This is a genomic window from Dokdonella sp. (assembly GCF_017744955.1).
Classification (GTDB): Bacteria; Pseudomonadota; Gammaproteobacteria; order Xanthomonadales; family Rhodanobacteraceae; genus Dokdonella_A.
On sequence record NZ_JAGIAG010000002.1, the window covers coordinates 374,391 to 391,001 of the forward strand.

General features: G+C 69.1%; 15 protein-coding genes. 10 read left to right on the plus strand and 5 right to left on the minus strand.

The features are described from left to right. The first annotated feature begins 32 nt into the window (after positions 1-32). The 3 genes from J7520_RS06715 (at position 33) to J7520_RS06725 (ending at position 4,821) form a co-directional block, all read left to right on the plus strand. Entirely contained in the window at positions 33-3,143 is a 3,111-nt protein-coding gene (locus J7520_RS06715) for an efflux RND transporter permease subunit (RefSeq protein ID WP_291185707.1), read from the plus strand. 24 nt (positions 3,144-3,167) lie between these two features. Next, positions 3,168-3,710, plus strand: coding sequence for a nuclear transport factor 2 family protein (locus J7520_RS06720; RefSeq protein ID WP_291185710.1), 543 nt, complete (start codon positions 3,168-3,170; stop codon positions 3,708-3,710). A 61-nt stretch (positions 3,711-3,771) separates the two neighbouring features. Continuing rightward, on the plus strand, positions 3,772-4,821 hold the full coding sequence (locus J7520_RS06725; protein WP_291185713.1) for an efflux RND transporter periplasmic adaptor subunit: 1,050 nt from the start codon (positions 3,772-3,774) through the stop codon (positions 4,819-4,821). Between the two features lie 82 nt (positions 4,822-4,903). On the opposite strand, the gene smpB is transcribed toward J7520_RS06725, so the two are convergent. Then, on the minus strand, positions 4,904-5,395 hold the full coding sequence (smpB, locus tag J7520_RS06730; protein WP_291185716.1) for an SsrA-binding protein SmpB: 492 nt from the start codon (positions 5,393-5,395) through the stop codon (positions 4,904-4,906). 24 nt (positions 5,396-5,419) lie between these two features. On the opposite strand from smpB, the gene J7520_RS06735 reads away from it, so the two are divergent. Next, positions 5,420-5,854, plus strand: a complete 435-nt coding sequence (locus tag J7520_RS06735) for a type II toxin-antitoxin system RatA family toxin (RefSeq protein WP_291185719.1) — start codon at positions 5,420-5,422, stop codon at positions 5,852-5,854. Beyond that, entirely contained in the window at positions 5,847-6,152 is a 306-nt protein-coding gene (locus J7520_RS06740; RefSeq protein ID WP_291185722.1) for an RnfH family protein, read from the plus strand. The genes J7520_RS06735 and J7520_RS06740 overlap by 8 nt, the downstream gene beginning before the upstream one ends. Before the next feature lie 7 nt (positions 6,153-6,159). Here J7520_RS06740 and bamE read toward each other — a convergent pair whose 3' ends face one another. Continuing rightward, a complete protein-coding gene (gene bamE, locus J7520_RS06745) occupies positions 6,160-6,582 on the minus strand; it encodes an outer membrane protein assembly factor BamE (RefSeq protein WP_291185725.1) in 423 nt (140 codons plus the stop codon). Between the two features lie 82 nt (positions 6,583-6,664). Between bamE and fur the strand changes: the two genes are divergently transcribed. Both fur and J7520_RS06755 read left to right on the plus strand, forming a co-directional pair. After that, the gene (gene fur, locus J7520_RS06750; RefSeq protein WP_291186526.1) at positions 6,665-7,078 is read left to right on the plus strand and encodes a ferric iron uptake transcriptional regulator; all 414 of its coding nucleotides are present in this window, start codon (positions 6,665-6,667) and stop codon (positions 7,076-7,078) included. A gap of 4 nt (positions 7,079-7,082) precedes the next feature. After that, positions 7,083-7,859 (plus strand): hypothetical protein, encoded by a 777-nt coding sequence (locus J7520_RS06755; protein ID WP_291185728.1) that lies wholly within the window; start codon positions 7,083-7,085, stop codon positions 7,857-7,859. Here J7520_RS06755 and J7520_RS06760 read toward each other — a convergent pair. From J7520_RS06760 to recN, 3 genes are all read right to left on the minus strand, one after another. Beyond that, the gene (locus J7520_RS06760) at positions 7,856-9,406 is read right to left on the minus strand and encodes a tetratricopeptide repeat protein (protein WP_291185731.1); all 1,551 of its coding nucleotides are present in this window, start codon (positions 9,404-9,406) and stop codon (positions 7,856-7,858) included. The genes J7520_RS06755 and J7520_RS06760 overlap by 4 nt on opposite strands. A gap of 11 nt (positions 9,407-9,417) precedes the next feature. Further along, positions 9,418-10,440 carry an RDD family protein gene (locus tag J7520_RS06765; protein WP_291185734.1) on the minus strand — a complete coding sequence of 341 codons (1,023 nt, stop codon included), beginning with the start codon at positions 10,438-10,440 and terminating at the stop codon, positions 9,418-9,420. A 189-nt stretch (positions 10,441-10,629) separates the two neighbouring features. Next, positions 10,630-12,300: a DNA repair protein RecN gene (recN, locus tag J7520_RS06770; RefSeq protein WP_291185737.1), complete on the minus strand. Its 1,671-nt coding sequence runs from the start codon at positions 12,298-12,300 to the stop codon at positions 10,630-10,632. Between the two features lie 371 nt (positions 12,301-12,671). Between recN and hrcA the strand changes: the two genes are divergently transcribed. From hrcA to dnaK, 3 genes are all read left to right on the plus strand, one after another. After that, positions 12,672-13,730, plus strand: a complete 1,059-nt coding sequence (gene hrcA / locus J7520_RS06775; RefSeq protein ID WP_291185740.1) for a heat-inducible transcriptional repressor HrcA — start codon at positions 12,672-12,674, stop codon at positions 13,728-13,730. A gap of 161 nt (positions 13,731-13,891) precedes the next feature. Beyond that, a complete protein-coding gene (gene grpE / locus J7520_RS06780) occupies positions 13,892-14,419 on the plus strand; it encodes a nucleotide exchange factor GrpE (RefSeq protein ID WP_291185742.1) in 528 nt (175 codons plus the stop codon). Positions 14,420-14,635: 216 nt separating this feature from the next. Next, positions 14,636-16,546, plus strand: coding sequence for a molecular chaperone DnaK (gene dnaK / locus J7520_RS06785; protein ID WP_291185745.1), 1,911 nt, complete (start codon positions 14,636-14,638; stop codon positions 16,544-16,546). Positions 16,547-16,611 lie beyond the last annotated feature (65 nt).

Consider the following 16,611-nt stretch of genomic DNA (forward strand, 5'->3'; position numbering starts at 1 on the left):
CTGCGTACGGCCGACGTCGCGGGAAGCGCCCCATGAAGATCATCGAAGCCTCGTTGAAGAATCCGATCGCCGTCGCGATGGCGGTCCTGCTCGTCTGCCTGCTCGGCCTGATGAGCCTGCGCGAGCTGCCGCTGCAGCTGTTTCCCGACATCGACCGGCCGCAGATCTCGATCCAGACCAATTGGCGCGCGGCGTCGCCCGAGGAAGTCGAGGCCGAGCTGCTCGAACCGCAGGAGCAGGTGCTGCAGGGCGTGCCGGGCCTGGAGGAACTCGACGGCAACGCCTCCGCCGGCGGCAGCAACGTCAACCTGACCTTCGCCATCGGCACCGACATGAAGAACGCGCTGGTCGAAGTCATCGGCCGGCTCAACCGCGTGCGTTCGATCCCGAAGGATGCCGATCGCCCGATCGTGCAGATGGGCGGCAACAACGGTGGCGCGAACCAGACGCTGAGCTGGTTCTTCGTGCAGCTGCTGCCCGGCACCGCGGGCAAGATCGAGGACTATCGCCGACTGATCGAGAACACCGTCAAGCCGCGCATCGAGGCGGTGCCCGGCGTGGCGCAGGTGGTCGTCTACGCCGGTCCGCCGAACGAGGTGCGCATCACCGTCGACATGGCCAAGGCGGCGAGCCTGGGCGTGTCGATGGCCGACATCGCCACGCGCGCGGCGGCGGCCACCGACGTCTCCGGCGGCCAGGTCGACATCGGCCGCCAGCAGTTCCAGCTGCGCTACACCGGGCGCTACAAGCCCGAGCAGCTCGGCGCGCTGGTGCTGTCCTCGAATGCGGACAAGACCGTGCACCTCGGCGACGTCGCCACGATCGAGGTGCGCCCGCCGCGGCGGCAGGCCTACGCCTACCAGAACGGCAACCCGGCGATCGGCCTGCAGATCGACAAGGTCAGCGGCGCGAACGTGCTGCAGACGTTGAACGCGGTCAAGCAGGTGGTCGCCGAGCTGCGCGACGGGCCGCTCAAGGCCAAGGGCCTGGGCATCGAGCAGTCGTTCGACTCCTCGCTGTTCATCAATCGCGCGATCCACCTGCTCACCGAGAACCTGATCGTCGGTGCGCTGCTGTCGCTGCTGTGCGTGTGGTGGTTCATGCGCGACGCGCGGGCGACAGTGCTGATCGCGGCGGCGATCCCGGTCTGCCTGCTCGCCACGTTCACCGTGCTGCAGCTGAGCGGACACACTCTGAACGTGATCTCGCTCGCCGGCCTCGCGTTCGCGGTCGGCATGGTGGTCGAGGGCGCGATCGTCGTCTCGGGCAACATCCTGCGCCTGAAGGAAAGCGGCATGACGCCGTACGAGGCCACGCTCGTCGGCACGCAGCAGGTCGTCGGCGCGCTGATCGCCTCGACCATCACCACCATCGCGGTGTTCCTGCCGGTGATGTTCCTGCGCGACGTCGAGGGTCAGATCTTCTCCGACCTGGCGCTGACGATCTCGATCGCGGTGGCCATTTCGGTGGTCGTCGCGATCACCGCGCTGCCGGCGTCGGCGGGCTGGCTGAAGGCGAAGAAGCTCAAGTCCGGCTACGGCGACGGCTGGCCGTGGCTGACCGACAAGATCATGGCCTGGACCGACACGCGGCCCCGGCAGATCGGCTGGGTGCTCGCGCTGCTGGTGCTGCCGCTGGTCGCGTCGTACGTATTCATGCCGCGCCTGGACTACCTGCCGCCGGTCAAGCGGGCGGCGATCGATTCCATCGTCAACTTCCCGCCGGGCATGCCGCCGGAGGTGATCGATCGCGAAATCATCCCGACGATCCTCGAACGCATGAAGCCGTACATGGCGGGGACCAAGCAGCCGCAGCTGAAGAACTGGTTCGTGAACGTCTTCCCGGGCGGCGGCGGCTCGGTCGGCGCGCGCGTCGTCGACGAATCGCGTATCGGCGAACTGGAACGCATCATGCGCGAGGAGATCATGGTCGGCTTTCCCGACACGCGCGTGTTCACCCTCGAAGGCAACCTGTTCGGCGGCTTCGGCGGTTCGGCGCGGGCGGTGTCGATCCACTTGCAGGGCGAGGACGCGGCGAAGCTGTATCAGGTCGCCGACGCCGGCCGCCGATTGCTGGAAGCGAAGTTTCCCGGCGCCATCGTGCAGGCGTTTCCGCCGACCGACGCCGCGCAGCTCGAACTGCACGCGGTGCCGGACGATCGCCGCATCGCCGAGGCGGGCTGGGATCGCGTCGCGCTCGGCGAGATCGTGCGCGCGCTCGGCGACGGCGCCTGGCTCGGCGAATACTTCAACGGCGAAGAGCGCGTGCCGGTGATCCTGCGCGCGAGCGCGGGGCAGACGCCGGAAGAGCTGGCGCAGACGCCGATCGTCGCGCCGAACGGCAAGGTGGTCACCGTCGGCGAGATGGTGCGCCTGGAGACGTCGCTCGGTCCGGCGCAGATCCGCCGCCTGGACCATCGCCGCACGGTGACGCTGACGATGGACCCGCCGCCGACGCTGGCGCTCGAAACCGCGCTGGCGATGATCGACAAGGACATCGTGCCGACGCTGCGCAGCCAGTTCCCCGACGGCACCATCCGCCTCGCCGGCAGCGCCGACCGCCTCGACCGCATCGTCGGTACGATCGGCAAGAACTTCCTGCTCGCGCTGTTCGTGCTCGGCCTGCTGATGGCGGCGATGTTCAAGTCGCTGCGCTACGCGCTGATCGTCGTGCTGACCGTGCCGCTGGCGCTGATCGGCGGCATGCTCGGCCTGCGCGTGCTCGGCCTGTTCTCGTTCCAGCCGCTCGACCTGCTGTCGATGATCGGTTTCATCATGATGGTCGGCGTGGTGGTCAACCACGCGATCTTGCTGGTCGACCTGACGCGCCACGCGCAGATGAGCGGCGCGCCTCTCGCGGAGGCGATCCGCATGTCGCTCAACCAGCGCCTGCGCGCGATCCTCGCCTCGACCCTGACCGGCGCGCTCGGCGCGCTGCCGATGGCGATCAATCCCGGCCCCGGCAGCGTGATCTATCGCGGCCTCGCTGCCGTCAACGTCGGCGGCGTGGTGGTCAGCCTGGTCTTCTCGCTGCTGCTGCTGCCGAGCCTGATACGGCTGTTCTTCCCCGGCGAGAGCCGCTCCGTCGCGCTCGCGCCGCCGCACCACGAGCGGCCGCGGCTGGTGGAGGTGGAGGCCGCGTGATTCCTTCGACGCGGATTTGCGCGGATGGACGCGAATGGAGCAAATGAACAAATCCAGTGCTCCATCCGCGTCCATCCGTCCAATCCGCGTCAAAAGCTCTACATCAGGAGAAAAAACATGTCGGCAGGAATCCAGAGTTTGCTCGTCGGCGCTTCGTTCGCGCTGTGGGCGGCGTGCGCGAGCGCGCAGACCGATCAGGACACCGTGCGTGCGATCGAGGCGACCGCCTACGACTACATGGACGGCCAATTGGAAGGCGACGCCGATCGTGTGGCGCGGGCGCTGCATCCGGACCTGGCCAAGCGCACCGTCCGGCCGGCTTCGGCCTATGAGAGCCTGGCGCTCGGACGGATGACGTCCGACGAGCTGATTGGTTTGACGCGCAAGGGCGCGCTGAAGACGCCGAAGGAGCAGTGGCAGCGATCGGTCAAGGTGCTCCAGGTCGACCAGGACATCGCGACCGTGCGGCTGGAGAGCCCGTGGTTCGTCGATCACCTGCAAATGGGCAGGTTCGGCGACCGCTGGGTGATCGTGAATGCGCTCTGGCATCGGAAGCCACGTCAGTGATTCTCGAACGGACCGCTCCTCGCACGCCGGGGCAATTCCCATCTTTCATCTGGACCCAGCCATGAAGAAGACACTCGCGACGGCACTGATCGTCTTGCTGTACGCAACCGCGCAGGCGCAGACGGCGAGCGCGCCGCCGGCGATCGTGGAGGTCGGCCAGGCGACCGCCTCGACGCTCGCGCCGCTGCGCTGGGTGCCGGGCAGCGTGGTCAGCCGCGACGACGCCAAGATCGCCAGCGCCGAAGCCGGCAGGCTCGATTTCGTCGCCGAGGTCGGTGCGCGCGTGAAGGTCGGCGAGCGCCTGGCCAAGCTCGACGATCAGGCGCTGCGCCTGCGCCGCGAAGAGCTGCTCGCCGAACTGCGCCGTACCGAGGCCAAGCAGGCGCTGTCGAAGACCCAGCTCGAACGTCTGCGCAAGCTCGAAGCCAACAGCGCGATCGCGCGCGCGCAGCTCGACGAGGCGCAGGCGACGCTGGAGACCGACGGGCAGACCGCCGCGCGGGCGCGCGCGCAGCTGCGCCAGGTCGAATACGACATCAGCCAGGCCGACGTGCGCGCGCCGTTCTCCGGCATCGTCACCGAACGCTATGCGCAGCGTGGGGAATATCTGCAGGTCGGCGCGAACATCGTGCACTTCGTCGACGTCGAGCGCATCGAGGCGCGCGTGCAGGCGCCGCTCGCGCTGGCCGACAAGGTCCGCTCCGGCATGCAGGTCAGTGTGCGCGCCGGCGGCGTGGAGCGGCCGGCGACGGTGCGTGCGGTGGTCCCGGTCGGCGACGAGCGCGCGCGCCAGTTCGAGCTGCGCGTCGGTGTCGATCCGGCCTATGCGCTGGTCGGCAGCGCGGTCGAGGTGGCGCTGCCGGAAATGGCCACGACGGCCGAGACCGCGCTGGCGGTGCCGCGCGATGCGCTGGTGCGGCGCACGGATCGGACCTACGTCGTGCGCGTTTCCGGCGACAACACGGCCGAGCAGGTCGCGGTGACGCCGGGCACGAGCAGCGGCGACCAGGTCGAAGTGCGCGGCGCGCTGAACATCGGCGATCGCCTGGTCGTGCGCGGAGCCGAGCGCCTCAGCGCCGGCCAGGCGGTATCGGTGCAGTCGGGGAGCTGATCGCGGTGCGATTCGGCGAAACGGCCGCTTTGCGGCGACCGTTCCGTGCGGGGCAGGGGAGCGCTTTCCCTTTCGGGCGCGCTCACGCTTCCTTGTTGCGCGCGCGCATGACGCGCTGCTTCTCGCGGTTCCAGTCGCGTTCCTTCTCGGTGTCGCGCTTGTCGTGCTCCTGCTTGCCGCGCGCGAGACCGAGGTCGATCTTCACCCGGTTCGACTTCCAGTACAGCGACAGCGGCACCAGCGTATAGCCCTTGCGTTCGATCGCGCCGATCAGCTTGTCGATCTCCTCGCGATGCAGCAGCAGCTTGCGCGTGCGACGGTCGTCGGCGACGACGTGGGTCGAGGCCGAGATCAACGGCACGATCGAGGCGCCGAACAGGAAGATCTCGCCGTTGCGCACGATCGCGTAGGCGTCGCCGAGGTTGACGCGCCCGGCGCGCAGGCTCTTCACTTCCCAGCCCTGCAGCGCGACGCCGGCTTCGTAGTGCTCGTCGATGTGGTACTCGTGACGCGCGCGCTTGTTCTGCGCGATCGTGCCGGTGCCGCTTTTTTCCTTGGTCTTTTGCTTGGCCATGTCCACTACAATTCCGCAACTACGATGATCCAGATCCGCCGCCACGCCCTGGTCCGCCAAACGCCCGAACGGATGTTCGACCTCGTCAACGACGTCGAAGCATACCCGAGGCGCTTTCCGTGGTGCGCCGGCGCGCGCATCCTCGAACGCATCGGCGACGGCGAGATGGTGGCCCAGCTCGACCTGCGCTTCGCCGGCATGACGCAGACCTTCACCACCCGCAACACGCTGGAACGGCCGCAGCGCCTGCGCCTCACGCTGGTCGACGGGCCGCTGCGCGCGCTCGAAGGCGAATGGACCTTCGCGCCGCTCGGCGAGGACGGCTGCAAGATCACTCTCGCCCTCGATTTCGACTACAGCGGGCGCCTCGTCGGCACCGCGTTGCGGCTCGGTTTCCAGGGGCTCGCCAACCGCATGGTCGACGATTTCTGCGCCGCCGCGGCGAAGGCCGATGGCTGATCCGCACGATTCGATCGCGGTCGAGGTCGCCTACGCGGAACCGCAGCGGCAGTTCCTGCGGCGTGTCGAACTGCGCTCCGGCGCCACCGTCGCCGACGCGATCCACGCCTCGGAGGTCGAGCGGGAATGCGCGATCGACCCGGCGGCGCTGGCGATCGGCATCTGGTCGAAAGCGGTCGATCGCGGGGCGCTGCTGCGCGACGGCGATCGCGTCGAGCTGTACCGCCCGCTGCAGGTCGATCCGAAGGAAGCGCGCCGGCGGCGCGCCGAACGCGCGCCGCTCAAGCCCAAGCGGTAGGGGCCGCTCAGCTGCCCTGCTTTTTCTTCTTCTTGTCGTCTTCCGGCCGCTTCTCGTCCGGGTACTCGCGCTTGTACTTCTGCGCGTCCTTGATCAGCTGTTCCGGATTCTCGGGGAAGTAGTCGCCCTCGATCTTGACCAGCGCGTCGTCCTTGAAGTGCAGCGTGAGGTCCTTCGTCTCCATCTGGCCGCGGCCGCGACGCACGGTCGACACGTAGTCCCAGCGGTTCTGGTCGAATGGGCTGACCACCGCCGGCGAGCCCATCACCAGCAGCACCTGCCGCTTGGACATGCCTTCCTTCAGCGATTCCACCGTCGCCTTGTCGAACAGGTTGCCCTGCTGGACGTCGACGCGATAGAGCGGGTTCAGACTCCCGCCGCAGCCGGTCAGCAGGACGATGGCGAATAGGGCGAGCCAGGTCAGGCGCATGCGCGTGGGGATCCCGAAGCCGTAAAAACGCCGATGATACACTAGGCCCCTGAACCGCAAGGCGGACGAGGGGCAGGTGGAGGTGAAGGTGGAATCGAACGAACTGCGCAGGGCCGGGCTCAAGGTCACCCATCCGCGCATGCGGATCCTGGAAATCCTGGACAGTCACGACGGCAAGCACTTCACCGCCGAGGACATCTACCGCGAGTTGCTCGACCATCACGACGACATCGGCCTGGCCACCGTCTACCGCGTCCTGACCCAGTTCGAAGCCGCCGGCATCGTGCTCAAGCACAATTTCGAGGGCGGCCAGGCCGTCTACGAACTCGATCGCGGCAAGCACCACGACCACATGGTCGACATCGAGACCGGCAAGGTCATCGAGTTCTCCAGCGAGGAGATCGAGCGCCTGCAGCACGAGATCGCCGAGAAGCACGGCTACGCGATCGAGGACCACAGCCTGGTGCTGTACGTGCGCCCGCTGAAGCGGAAATAGTCCCGTGCGCCGGCCGTTGCCGCTCCTGCTTGCCGGGCTGGCCGCCTGCGCGGCGACGAAACCCGCGCCCGAGCCGGTTCAGGACGTCCTCTTCGTCGGCAACAGCCTGACCTACTACAACGACCTGCCGCGCATCGTCGAGGCGATGCAGGCGGCGTCGCATCCGCGCCGGCCGATTCGCGTCGAGATGCTCGCCAGCGGCGGCGCGAAGATGGCCGACCATCTGCGCGAGGGACGCCTGGCCTCGCGGCTCGCCGAGCGTCGCTACGACGTCGTCGTGCTGCAGGATCTCGGCGGATTCCCGATGTGCGACGCCGCGTTCCCGGGGTGCAAGGACGCCGTCGCCAGCGTCTGCGAGGCGGCGCGTAGCGTTCGTGCCGCGAAGGCGAGACCGATCCTGTTCGGCACCTGGCAGGGCCGCGCCGACGCGCAGCGGGCGTTGAGTGCCGCGACGCGCGACGAAGCGCGCCGCTGCGGGCTGGACGTGGCCGACGTCGGCGCCGCCATGCAACGGTTCGTGCAGCGCACGGGCGACGTTTCGCCGTGGACGAACGACGGCCATCCGTCGCTGGCCGGCTCGTGGATCGCCGCCGCGACGCTGACGCGCGCGATCGCGCGCAGCGAAGCGCCGGTGGCGTCGCCGCCCGAACCGTTCTGCCGCCTGCGCTGGCAGGGCGCCGAGCTGGCTTCGCGCCAGCCGAAGCCGCCTGCCGAATGCGAGCTGCCGGCCGAACCGGTGGCGCGCGCCGCCGTCGCGGCGGCGAACGCCGTGTCCGGCTAGCCTTTGCCGAACAGCCGTCCGAACAGCCCGCGCTTCTTCTCGTTGCCGGCATTCTCGGCCGCCTTGCGGCAGTGTTCGGCGTCGCCGTTCTCGCCGGCGGCCAGGTAGCTCGACGCGGCTTTCTGGTAGGCCATCTTCGCGTTGGCGACGCTGCCGAGCGCCTCGTACGACTCGCCTTTCTTCATGTGGCCCCAGCCGTCGGCCGGAATCAGGCGGATCAGCTCGTCGCAGCGCGTCAGCGCCTCGGCATGCCGGCCGAGCGACTGCAAGGCCTTGATCAGCTGCACCAGCGCGGCGACGCTGCCCGGCGCGAGCGCGACCCATTGTTCGAACGAGGGCACGGCGTCGGCGGTGTGCCCGAGCTTGACCAGCGCCAGCCCGCGCAGGCGATGCGCGCGGTCGTCGCGCGGATCCAGCGCGACCGCGGTTTCCGCGTGCGCCTGCGCACCGGCCGGATCGTCGAGCCCGAGCAGCGCCTCGCCGTAGTTGCGGTGCACGTAGGCGCAGCCGTCGTCGAGCGCGAGCGCGCGCTCGTACATCGTCTTAGCCTGCGCATGACGATCGAGCCTGGCGAGGCAGAAGCCGGCCAGGTTGAAGAGGTCCAGGTCGACCTGTCCGGCGGCGATCGCCTTCTCGAGCAGGCGCAGTGCCGATGCGTGCTCGCCGGCCTCGATCAGGCGCCGCGGTTCGGCCTGCAGCGCCTCGCTCGAATCGGGGCCGACGATCTCCATCCAGCGCGCGTGGTCGGCGTCGGCTTCGGCGTTGCGTCCGAGCGCGCGCAGCGAGCGGAAGCGGCCGCTGACCGCCCAGTCCCAGTCGGGCTCGCGCAGCAGCACGTTGCTCCATTCCTCGATCGCCTCGGCGTGGCGGCCGAGCGCCTGCAGGGTCAGCGCGCGGTTGTGCTGGATCGCGTTCTGCTCGCCGAGCAGGCGGCGGCCGCGGTCCAGATGCACGATCGCCTTGTCGTATTGCCCGAGCTGGTAGTAGTGCGTGCCGGCGTTGTAGGCGGTCATGCCGTCGTCCGGGCTCGCGGCGGCGGTGCGTTCGTAGAACGCGGACGCCTCTTCGGCGCGGCCGGCTTCCTGCAGGAACGTCGCCGCGTTGACCGCCGGGCGGCGGCGGTGCGGACGCGCGCGCAGCGCCGCTTCGCAGGCGGCGACGGCGTCGTCGAGGCGGCCGAGCTGGTGGAAGCGCCAGCCGCGCGACAGATGGCAGCCGTAGTGGTCGGGCTGCCGCGCCAGCAGTCGATCCAGTTCAGCGAGGGCGCGCACGTTGGCGCTTTCGTCGTCGTCGTCGATCAGCAGGGTGCGCGCCCACAGCGCGTCGACGCACTGCGGATCGAGCGCGAGGGCGGCCTCGACGTCGGCGCGCGCCGCGTCCTCCTTGTGGCATTTGTAGCGCGCGCGCGCGCGGACCGCGAGCGCGCGCGGCTCGCGCGGAAGCTCGGCGACCAGCCGCTCGGCCAGGCCCAGCGCGTAGCCGCTGTTGTCGACGTCGTCGAGATCGAGGATGGCTTCGATGCGTTCTTCGAGGGTGTCGGCGTACATGCGGTCTCCGTTCAATCGGTGGCGGTCGGCTTCGTGCTGCGGCAGCGGAACGGCAGGTCGCCGGCGGCCAGGTCCGGGCTCGTGCAACGCCAGCTCTTGATGCGCTGGCGTCCCTTCTTCGATTCGATCTCGGGCGTGAGCACGAACTGCGCGCCGGCGATCGAGGGATCGTTCGCCGTCGCCGTCAGTGTGCCGCTGGCGGCGTCGATCCGCAGATTCCCGAGAACGGGCGGGAGTGCGTCATTCCATTGCGACGGGAACGCTCCCGTCGCCTGCCAGGCGTCGCCGGCGCGGCGCGCCGCGTCGTTCGCGGCAGCGATCGCCGACCGCGCGGCGTCGCGGCGCGGGTTCGGCTCGGCGGTCAGGGCGGCGTAGCCGAGCAGCGCGCCGACCGCCACGATGGCGACGACGAGGAGCACGCCGAGCAGGCGCGCCAGCCGGCGGAAGCGCGCGCTGCCGGCGTCGTTGCCGATGCGGTAGCGGATCGCCTCGCGCGACGCCTTGGCGGACACGACGTAGCTCTCGGTCATCAGGTTGTGCAGCGAGTGCCGGCCGAAGATGAGGCGCTCCAGCATCAGCACCGGCAGCGATAGCAGCGGATGCAGCGTGTACTTCGCGATCGTGCGCAGGATCGAGCGGCCGATGCCCGGAGCGTCGCCGTCGGCGTCGACCACGCGGATGCGCGCGAAGCGCTTGCCGAGCGAGCCGCGCGTCCAGCTGTCCAGCAGCGCGGTCGAGAGGATCGCGAGCAGGGCCAGCGCGGCCAGCAGGCCGAACAGCGCGCCGCCGCCGAATCGGAGTGTCTGCGAGAGATACAGGCCGCCGTACAGCAGCAGCGGCAGCAGGGCGGCGAGCAGGCACAGGTCGACCAGCGTGGCGATCAGGCGTGCGCCTTCCCCGGCGAATACCTCGCCGGAGGCGTGCGAGACGTTCGGCGTGGCCGCCCGTGCGTCCGGCGCCGCCAGCGCCTTGCGGCAGTTGTGGCAGTGCGTGAAACCGGCCGGATTGGTCCAGCCGCAATGTGGGCAGCGCATGAAGTCTCCCGATGACGACGACGGAGGATCCCGCGAAATCGTTCGCGTCGCTTCTCCTCTTCCCGCAAACGCGGGGAAAAGCGTCACGAGGCTCGCCGGGGCGCCGATTTTTCCTTCCCGCGTGCGGAAGCGAAGGCCGGGCGGGGAAAAAACGCCGCCGCGCCCGCGCCCGGCTCGCGATTCCTCGTCTCAGCGCGCGGCGCTGGCGAGCATCTGTTTCGCGTGCGCCAGCGTCTCGCGCGTGATCTCGATGCCGCCGAGCATGCGCGCGATCTCCTCCTGGCGCTCCTTGCCGTCGAGCGCGTCGATGCGCGTCTGCGTCGAGGCGCCGGCGCTGGACTTGCTCACGCGCAGATGCCGGTGCCCCTGGCTGGCGACCTGCGGCAGGTGCGTCACGCACAGCACCTGGCAGCGCGCGCCGAGCGCGCGCAGCTTCTGCCCGACCACCTCGGCGACCGCGCCGCCGATGCCCGAATCGACCTCATCGAACACCATCGTGGCGACCACGTCGCTGCCGAGCGCGGCGACCTCGATGGCCAGACTGATGCGCGACAGCTCGCCGCCGGAAGCGACCTTGCGCAGCGGGCGCGGCGGCTGGCCGGGGTTGGCGCTGACCAGGAACTCGCAGCGCTCGGCGCCGTGCGCGTCCGGCTCGTCTCCGTCCTGCGTTTCCAGCTGCACCTCGAAGCGTCCGCCGCGCATGCCGAGCTCGGCCATCAGGCCGCTGACCGCGTCGCCGAGCCGGCGCGCGGTCGCCGCGCGCTTCTTGCCGAGCGCCGCGGCGACCTTGGCGTAGTCGGCCGCGAGCTTCTGCCGCTCGGCCTGCAGTCCGGCGATGCTGGCGCCGGCGCCGCGCAGGCTTTCGAGTTCCTCGCGCAAGGCCTCCACGTGGGATTTCAGTTCCGGCATGCGCACGCGATGCTTGCGCGCGAGTTCGTGCAGCTTGCCGAGCTGCGCCTCGGTTTCGGCCAGGCGCTCCGGATCGAGATCGAGCGCGTCCTGGTAGCGCGCGAGCGCATCGTTGGCTTCGCCGAGCTGGATCTGCGCGGCGTCGACGAGCTCGCCGATCGGCGTCAGGCGCGCATCGAGCGCGGCGAGGTGGGCGATTTCCGACTGCGCGCGCGCCAGCAGGCGCAGCAGGGCGAACTCGTTGTCGCCGTCGAGCCGCTCGGCCAGGGCAGCGCAGCCTTGCAGCAGCTGGCCGGAGTTGGCCAGGCGCCGGTGCGTGTCCTCGAGCGCGGCGAGGTCGTCCGGCGCCAGCGCCACGCGGTCGAGTTCGTCGACCTGGTGCGTCAGCCATTCGATGCGTTCGGCATGGTCGGTGCCGCGCGAGAGTTCGGCGATGCGCGCGCCGGCCGCGCGCCAGGCGCGCGCGATGCGCGCCGTCTCGGCCAGTTCGGGCGCGTGCTCGCCGAACGCGTCGAGCAGGTCGAGCTGCTGGCCGCGGTCGAGCAGGGCCTGGTGTTCGTGCTGGCCGTGGATCTCGATCAGGCCGGCGGCCAGCGTCTTCAGCTGGCCGAGCGTGACCGGGCGGCCGTTGATCCAGGCGCGCGAGCTGCCTTCGCTGCGGATCACGCGACGCAGCTGGCAGGCGCCGTCCTCGTCGAGTTCCTCGGCGGCGAGCCAGTCGCGCAGGTCGGCGCGGTCGGAAAGGTCGAACTCGGCCGACAGCTCGGCGCGCTCGCAGCCGTGGCGCACCATCGCCGCCTCGGCGCGGCCGCCGGCGAGCAGCAGCAGTGCGTCGACCAGCAGCGACTTGCCGGCGCCGGTCTCGCCGGTGACCACGGTCATGCCCGCTCCGAACGCGATCTCGGCTTCGTCGACGATCGCGAAATCCTTGACGTACAAATTTCCCAGCATCGGCCACGCAGCCCCGCATGAAAAGGCGGCGGAACGCTAGCACGCGGACCCGAAGCGGCCAAGACAGGCGGTGCTGCGCGCTCCGATCGGCCGATGCGCGGCGAATCGGGCTTGCCGGCCCGGTCCCGTTCGGCAGGCGGGGGTGTCGTGCTCGGGGTGCCCTGCGACGGGCTCCGCGAAGGCTTCGCCGCGCGTCCCGGCGCCTGCGCCCACGGCGCCGGCCGGCGGCCGCGGTAGAATCGCTGCCGGTTTTCCGCATCAGTCACTTGGGTCTTCGATGCGGCGGCTTTTCGAGCCGCTCTATTGATTGCGATGACGCCGCTTGTTAGCGTCGTTTCGAAGCCGGCGCCGTGGCGCTGCCGTGGATCTCGATGATTTCTCCCTCCAGCCAGCATCCGCTCGACGCCCGCTCGCGCAGCCTGCTGCGCTCGCTGATCGCGCAATACATCGCCGAGGGTCAGCCGGTCGGTTCGCGCACGCTGGCGAAATCGTCGGGCCTGGACGTCAGTCCGGCGACGATCCGCAACGTCATGGCCGACCTGGAGGAGGCCGGCCTGGTCGCCGCGCCGCACACCTCGGCCGGGCGCGTGCCGACCGCGCAGGGCTACCGCGTCTTCGTCGACAGCATGCTCGAGCTGCGCCCGCTGCCGGAGCCCGAACTGGACCAGCTGCGCCGCGAGCTGCCGACCGACGCGGCGACGCCCGACCTGCTCGGCAGCGCGACCTCGCTGCTGTCGGAGATGACCCGCTTCGTCGGCGTGGTCAGCGTGCCGCGGCACGAGGAATTCCCGTTCCGCCACATCGATTTCGTGCCGCTCGATGGCAGCCGCGTGCTGGTGATCCTGGTCTTCACCGACGGCCAGGTACAGAACCGCGTGATCGCCACGCAACGCGCGTACGCCCCCGGCGAGCTGGAGCAGGTCGCCAACTACCTCAACCAGAATTTCGCCGGCCAGCGGCTCGACGAGATCCGCGCACGGCTGCTGCGCGAGATGCGCGACGAGCGCACGCGCCTGAATTCGCTGCTGGCGGCGGCGGTCGAGGTCGCCGAGCAGGCGTTCCGCAGCGGCACCGGCAGCGACATGCTGGTCGCCGGCCAGACCAATCTGATGGGTCGCCAGGAGGTCGCCGACGTCGACCGCCTGCGCGAGCTGTTCGAGGCGTTCCAGCGCAAGCGCGACCTGCTGCAGCTGCTGGAGCGCTGCGCCAGCGCCGAGGGCGTGCGGTTGTTCATCGGCGAGGAATCCGGCTTCGCCGCGCTGGACGGATACAGCCTGGTCACCGCGCCGTACGGGGTGGGCGGGCGCGTGCTCGGCGTGCTCGGTGTGATCGGGCCGACGCGGATGGCCTACGAGCGCGTCATTCCGGTCGTGCAGGCGACCGCCGGCATCATTTCCGGCGCCTTGAAGCGCGCCCAGCCGGCCTCATAAAGCAGGCGTTGCGGGGAGCCCGGCGGCGGCATCGGCCGCGCCGGCGTATTTTCCTGCGACAATTGCCGATTTGAACGCTCTCCGCGTAATTGCGGGCGGCGGATTTTTTGAAATGGGCAGTTTGCGAAACGCATTTTGCGAACTGTTGCGACGGAGGAATGATGGAAAACAATGATCCGGGTGCCGCGGGCGCGAATGCCCAGTCGAATACGGGCGACGGTGCCGACAACGAACTGGAAATCCTGACGCGCCAGCTCGCCGAATGCGAAGCGAAACTGGCCGAGATGCGCGACACGGTGCTGCGCGAGCGCGCCGAGCTCGACAACCAGCGCAAGCGGCTGCAGCGCGATCTGGAACAGGCGCGCAAGTTCGCCAACGAGAAGCTGCTCGCCGACCTGCTGCCGGTGCTCGACAACCTCGAGCGCGGCCTGGCCCTCGAAGGCAACGACTACGCCGGCCTGCGCGGCGGCGTCGAGCTGACCCAGCGCGAGCTGGTGCGCGTGGCGGAGGCGAACGGCCTGAAGGCGGTCGGCACGATCGGCGAGGCGTTCAATCCCGAACATCACCAGGCGATGGCGATGGTCGAGGCGGCCGGGCAGGGTGCCGGTCGCATCGTCGCGGTGATGCAAAAGGGCTACGTGCTGAACGAGCGCCTGTTGCGTCCGGCGCTGGTTTCCGTTTCCAAATAAGAAGCCTTAATCGAATCGACGAATGCGGCCATGGACGGCCGCTGCTGGACCTTCCGCCGGCAGGCCGCGAGAATCCGCGTAACCTGACCCGATTGCGGCGATCGAGGACGGATCGCGAGAGTGCCAACCGCGCTTGAAACATAGGCGCAGACCCCCAGATTTGGCGACAGTCGCGGCTTCGCGCCGCATCGAAATTGAGAGCGGGAGAGTACAGAAATGGGCAAGATCATCGGTATCGACCTCGGCACCACGAATTCGTGCGTGGCAGTCATGGAAGGCAATACGGCACGCGTGATCGAAAACGCCGAAGGTGATCGCACCACGCCGTCGATTGTCGCGTTCAAGGACAACGAGGTCGTGGTCGGTGCGACGGCGAAGCGTCAGGCGGTGACCAATCCGAAGAACACCTTCTACGCGGTGAAGCGCCTGATCGGCCGCAAGTTCACCGACGCCGAGGTGCAGAAGGACATCGACATGGTGCCCTACAGGATCGTCGCGCACGACAACGGCGACGCCTGGGTCGAGACCGCGGAGGGCAAGAAGATGCCGCCGCCGGAGATCTCGGCCAAGGTCCTCATGAAGATGAAGAAGACCGCCGAGGACTTTCTCGGCGAGCCGGTGACCGAAGCGGTCATCACGGTGCCCGCGTACTTCAACGACTCGCAGCGCCAGGCGACCAAGGACGCCGGCCGCATCGCGGGCCTGGAGGTCAAGCGCATCATCAACGAGCCGACCGCGGCGGCGCTCGCCTACGGCCTCGACAAGAAGGGCGGCGACCGCAAGATCGCCGTATACGACCTCGGCGGCGGCACGTTCGACATCTCGATCATCGAGATCGCCGAAGTCGACGGCGAGAAGCAGTTCGAGGTGCTGGCCACCAACGGCGACACCTTCCTCGGCGGCGAGGACTTCGACAAGCGCGTCATCGACTACCTCGTCGAGGAATTCAAGAAGGACCAGGGCGTCGACCTGAAGAACGATCCGCTCGCACTGCAGCGTCTGAAGGACGCGGCCGAGCGCGCCAAGATCGAGCTGTCGACGTCGCACCAGACCGAGGTCAACCTGCCGTACGTCACGGCCGACGCCTCGGGTCCGAAGCACCTCAACATCAAGCTCACGCGCGCCAAGCTCGAGGCGCTGGTCGGCGACCTGGTCGAGAAGACCATCGCGCCGTGCCGCACCGCTTTGAACGACGCGGGCCTGAAGGTTTCCGACATCAACGAAGTGATCCTGGTCGGCGGCCAGACGCGCATGCCGAAGGTGCAGGAGGCGGTGAAGGACTTCTTCGGCAAGGAGCCGCGCAAGGACGTCAACCCCGACGAGGCGGTCGCGGTCGGCGCGGCGATCCAGGGCGGCGTGCTCGGCGGCACGGTCAAGGACGTGCTGCTGCTCGACGTCACGCCGCTGTCGCTCGGCATCGAGACGCTCGGCGGCGTGTTCACCAAGCTGATCGAGAAGAACACGACGATTCCGACCAAGGCCTCGCAGGTGTTCTCGACCGCGGAGGACAACCAGTCGGCGGTGACCGTGCACGTGCTGCAGGGCGAACGCGAGCAGGCGCGCTTCAACAAGTCGCTGGCCAAGTTCGACCTCGCCGGCATCCAGGGCGCGCCGCGCGGCATGCCGCAGATCGAGGTCACCTTCGACATCGACGCGAACGGCATCCTGCACGTCGCCGCGAAGGACAAGAACACCGGCAAGGAGCAGCGCATCGAGATCAAGGCCGGGTCCGGCCTGTCCGAGGACGAGATCCAGCGCATGGTGCGCGACGCCGAGGCGAACAAGGAAGAAGACAAGAAATTCCACGAGCTCGTCGGCGCGCGCAACAAGGCCGATCAGCTGGTGCACGCCACGCGCGCCGCGGTCAAGGAACACGGCGGCAAGGTGCCGGGCGACATCGGCCGCATCGAGGAGGCGCTGGCCGATCTCGAGAAGGTCATGAAGGGCGACGACAAGGCGCAGATCGAAGCGCGCACGGCCAAGCTGGAGGAGGCCGCGCAGTCGCTGCACGCCGCCGCTGCGGCGGGTCCGCAGGCCGGCGAGCCGCCGCACGCCGAAGGCGGTTCGGCCAAGAACGACGACGTCGTCGACGCCGAGTTCACCGAAGTCAAGGACGACAAGAAGTAGGAAGCGGCCGAGAAGTGAGCGGTGAGCGGCAGGTGCGGCAGCACTTGCCGCTCGCCTTTCCGCTC

Coding starts and splice junctions, on each gene's coding strand:
- grpE (WP_291185742.1), top strand. CDS start 13,892: ATGGAAAACAATGATCCGGGTGCCGCGGGCGCGAATGCCCAGTCGAAT.
- J7520_RS06725 (WP_291185713.1), top strand. CDS start 3,772: ATGAAGAAGACACTCGCGACGGCACTGATCGTCTTGCTGTACGCAACC.
- J7520_RS06760 (WP_291185731.1), bottom strand. CDS start 9,406: ATGTACGCCGACACCCTCGAAGAACGCATCGAAGCCATCCTCGATCTC.
- smpB (WP_291185716.1), bottom strand. CDS start 5,395: ATGGCCAAGCAAAAGACCAAGGAAAAAAGCGGCACCGGCACGATCGCG.
- J7520_RS06735 (WP_291185719.1), top strand. CDS start 5,420: ATGATCCAGATCCGCCGCCACGCCCTGGTCCGCCAAACGCCCGAACGG.
- hrcA (WP_291185740.1), top strand. CDS start 12,672: ATGATTTCTCCCTCCAGCCAGCATCCGCTCGACGCCCGCTCGCGCAGC.
- bamE (WP_291185725.1), bottom strand. CDS start 6,582: ATGCGCCTGACCTGGCTCGCCCTATTCGCCATCGTCCTGCTGACCGGC.
- J7520_RS06720 (WP_291185710.1), top strand. CDS start 3,168: ATGGACGCGAATGGAGCAAATGAACAAATCCAGTGCTCCATCCGCGTC.
- J7520_RS06740 (WP_291185722.1), top strand. CDS start 5,847: ATGGCTGATCCGCACGATTCGATCGCGGTCGAGGTCGCCTACGCGGAA.
- J7520_RS06765 (WP_291185734.1), bottom strand. CDS start 10,440: ATGCGCTGCCCACATTGCGGCTGGACCAATCCGGCCGGTTTCACGCAC.
- J7520_RS06715 (WP_291185707.1), top strand. CDS start 33: ATGAAGATCATCGAAGCCTCGTTGAAGAATCCGATCGCCGTCGCGATG.
- dnaK (WP_291185745.1), top strand. CDS start 14,636: ATGGGCAAGATCATCGGTATCGACCTCGGCACCACGAATTCGTGCGTG.
- recN (WP_291185737.1), bottom strand. CDS start 12,300: ATGCTGGGAAATTTGTACGTCAAGGATTTCGCGATCGTCGACGAAGCC.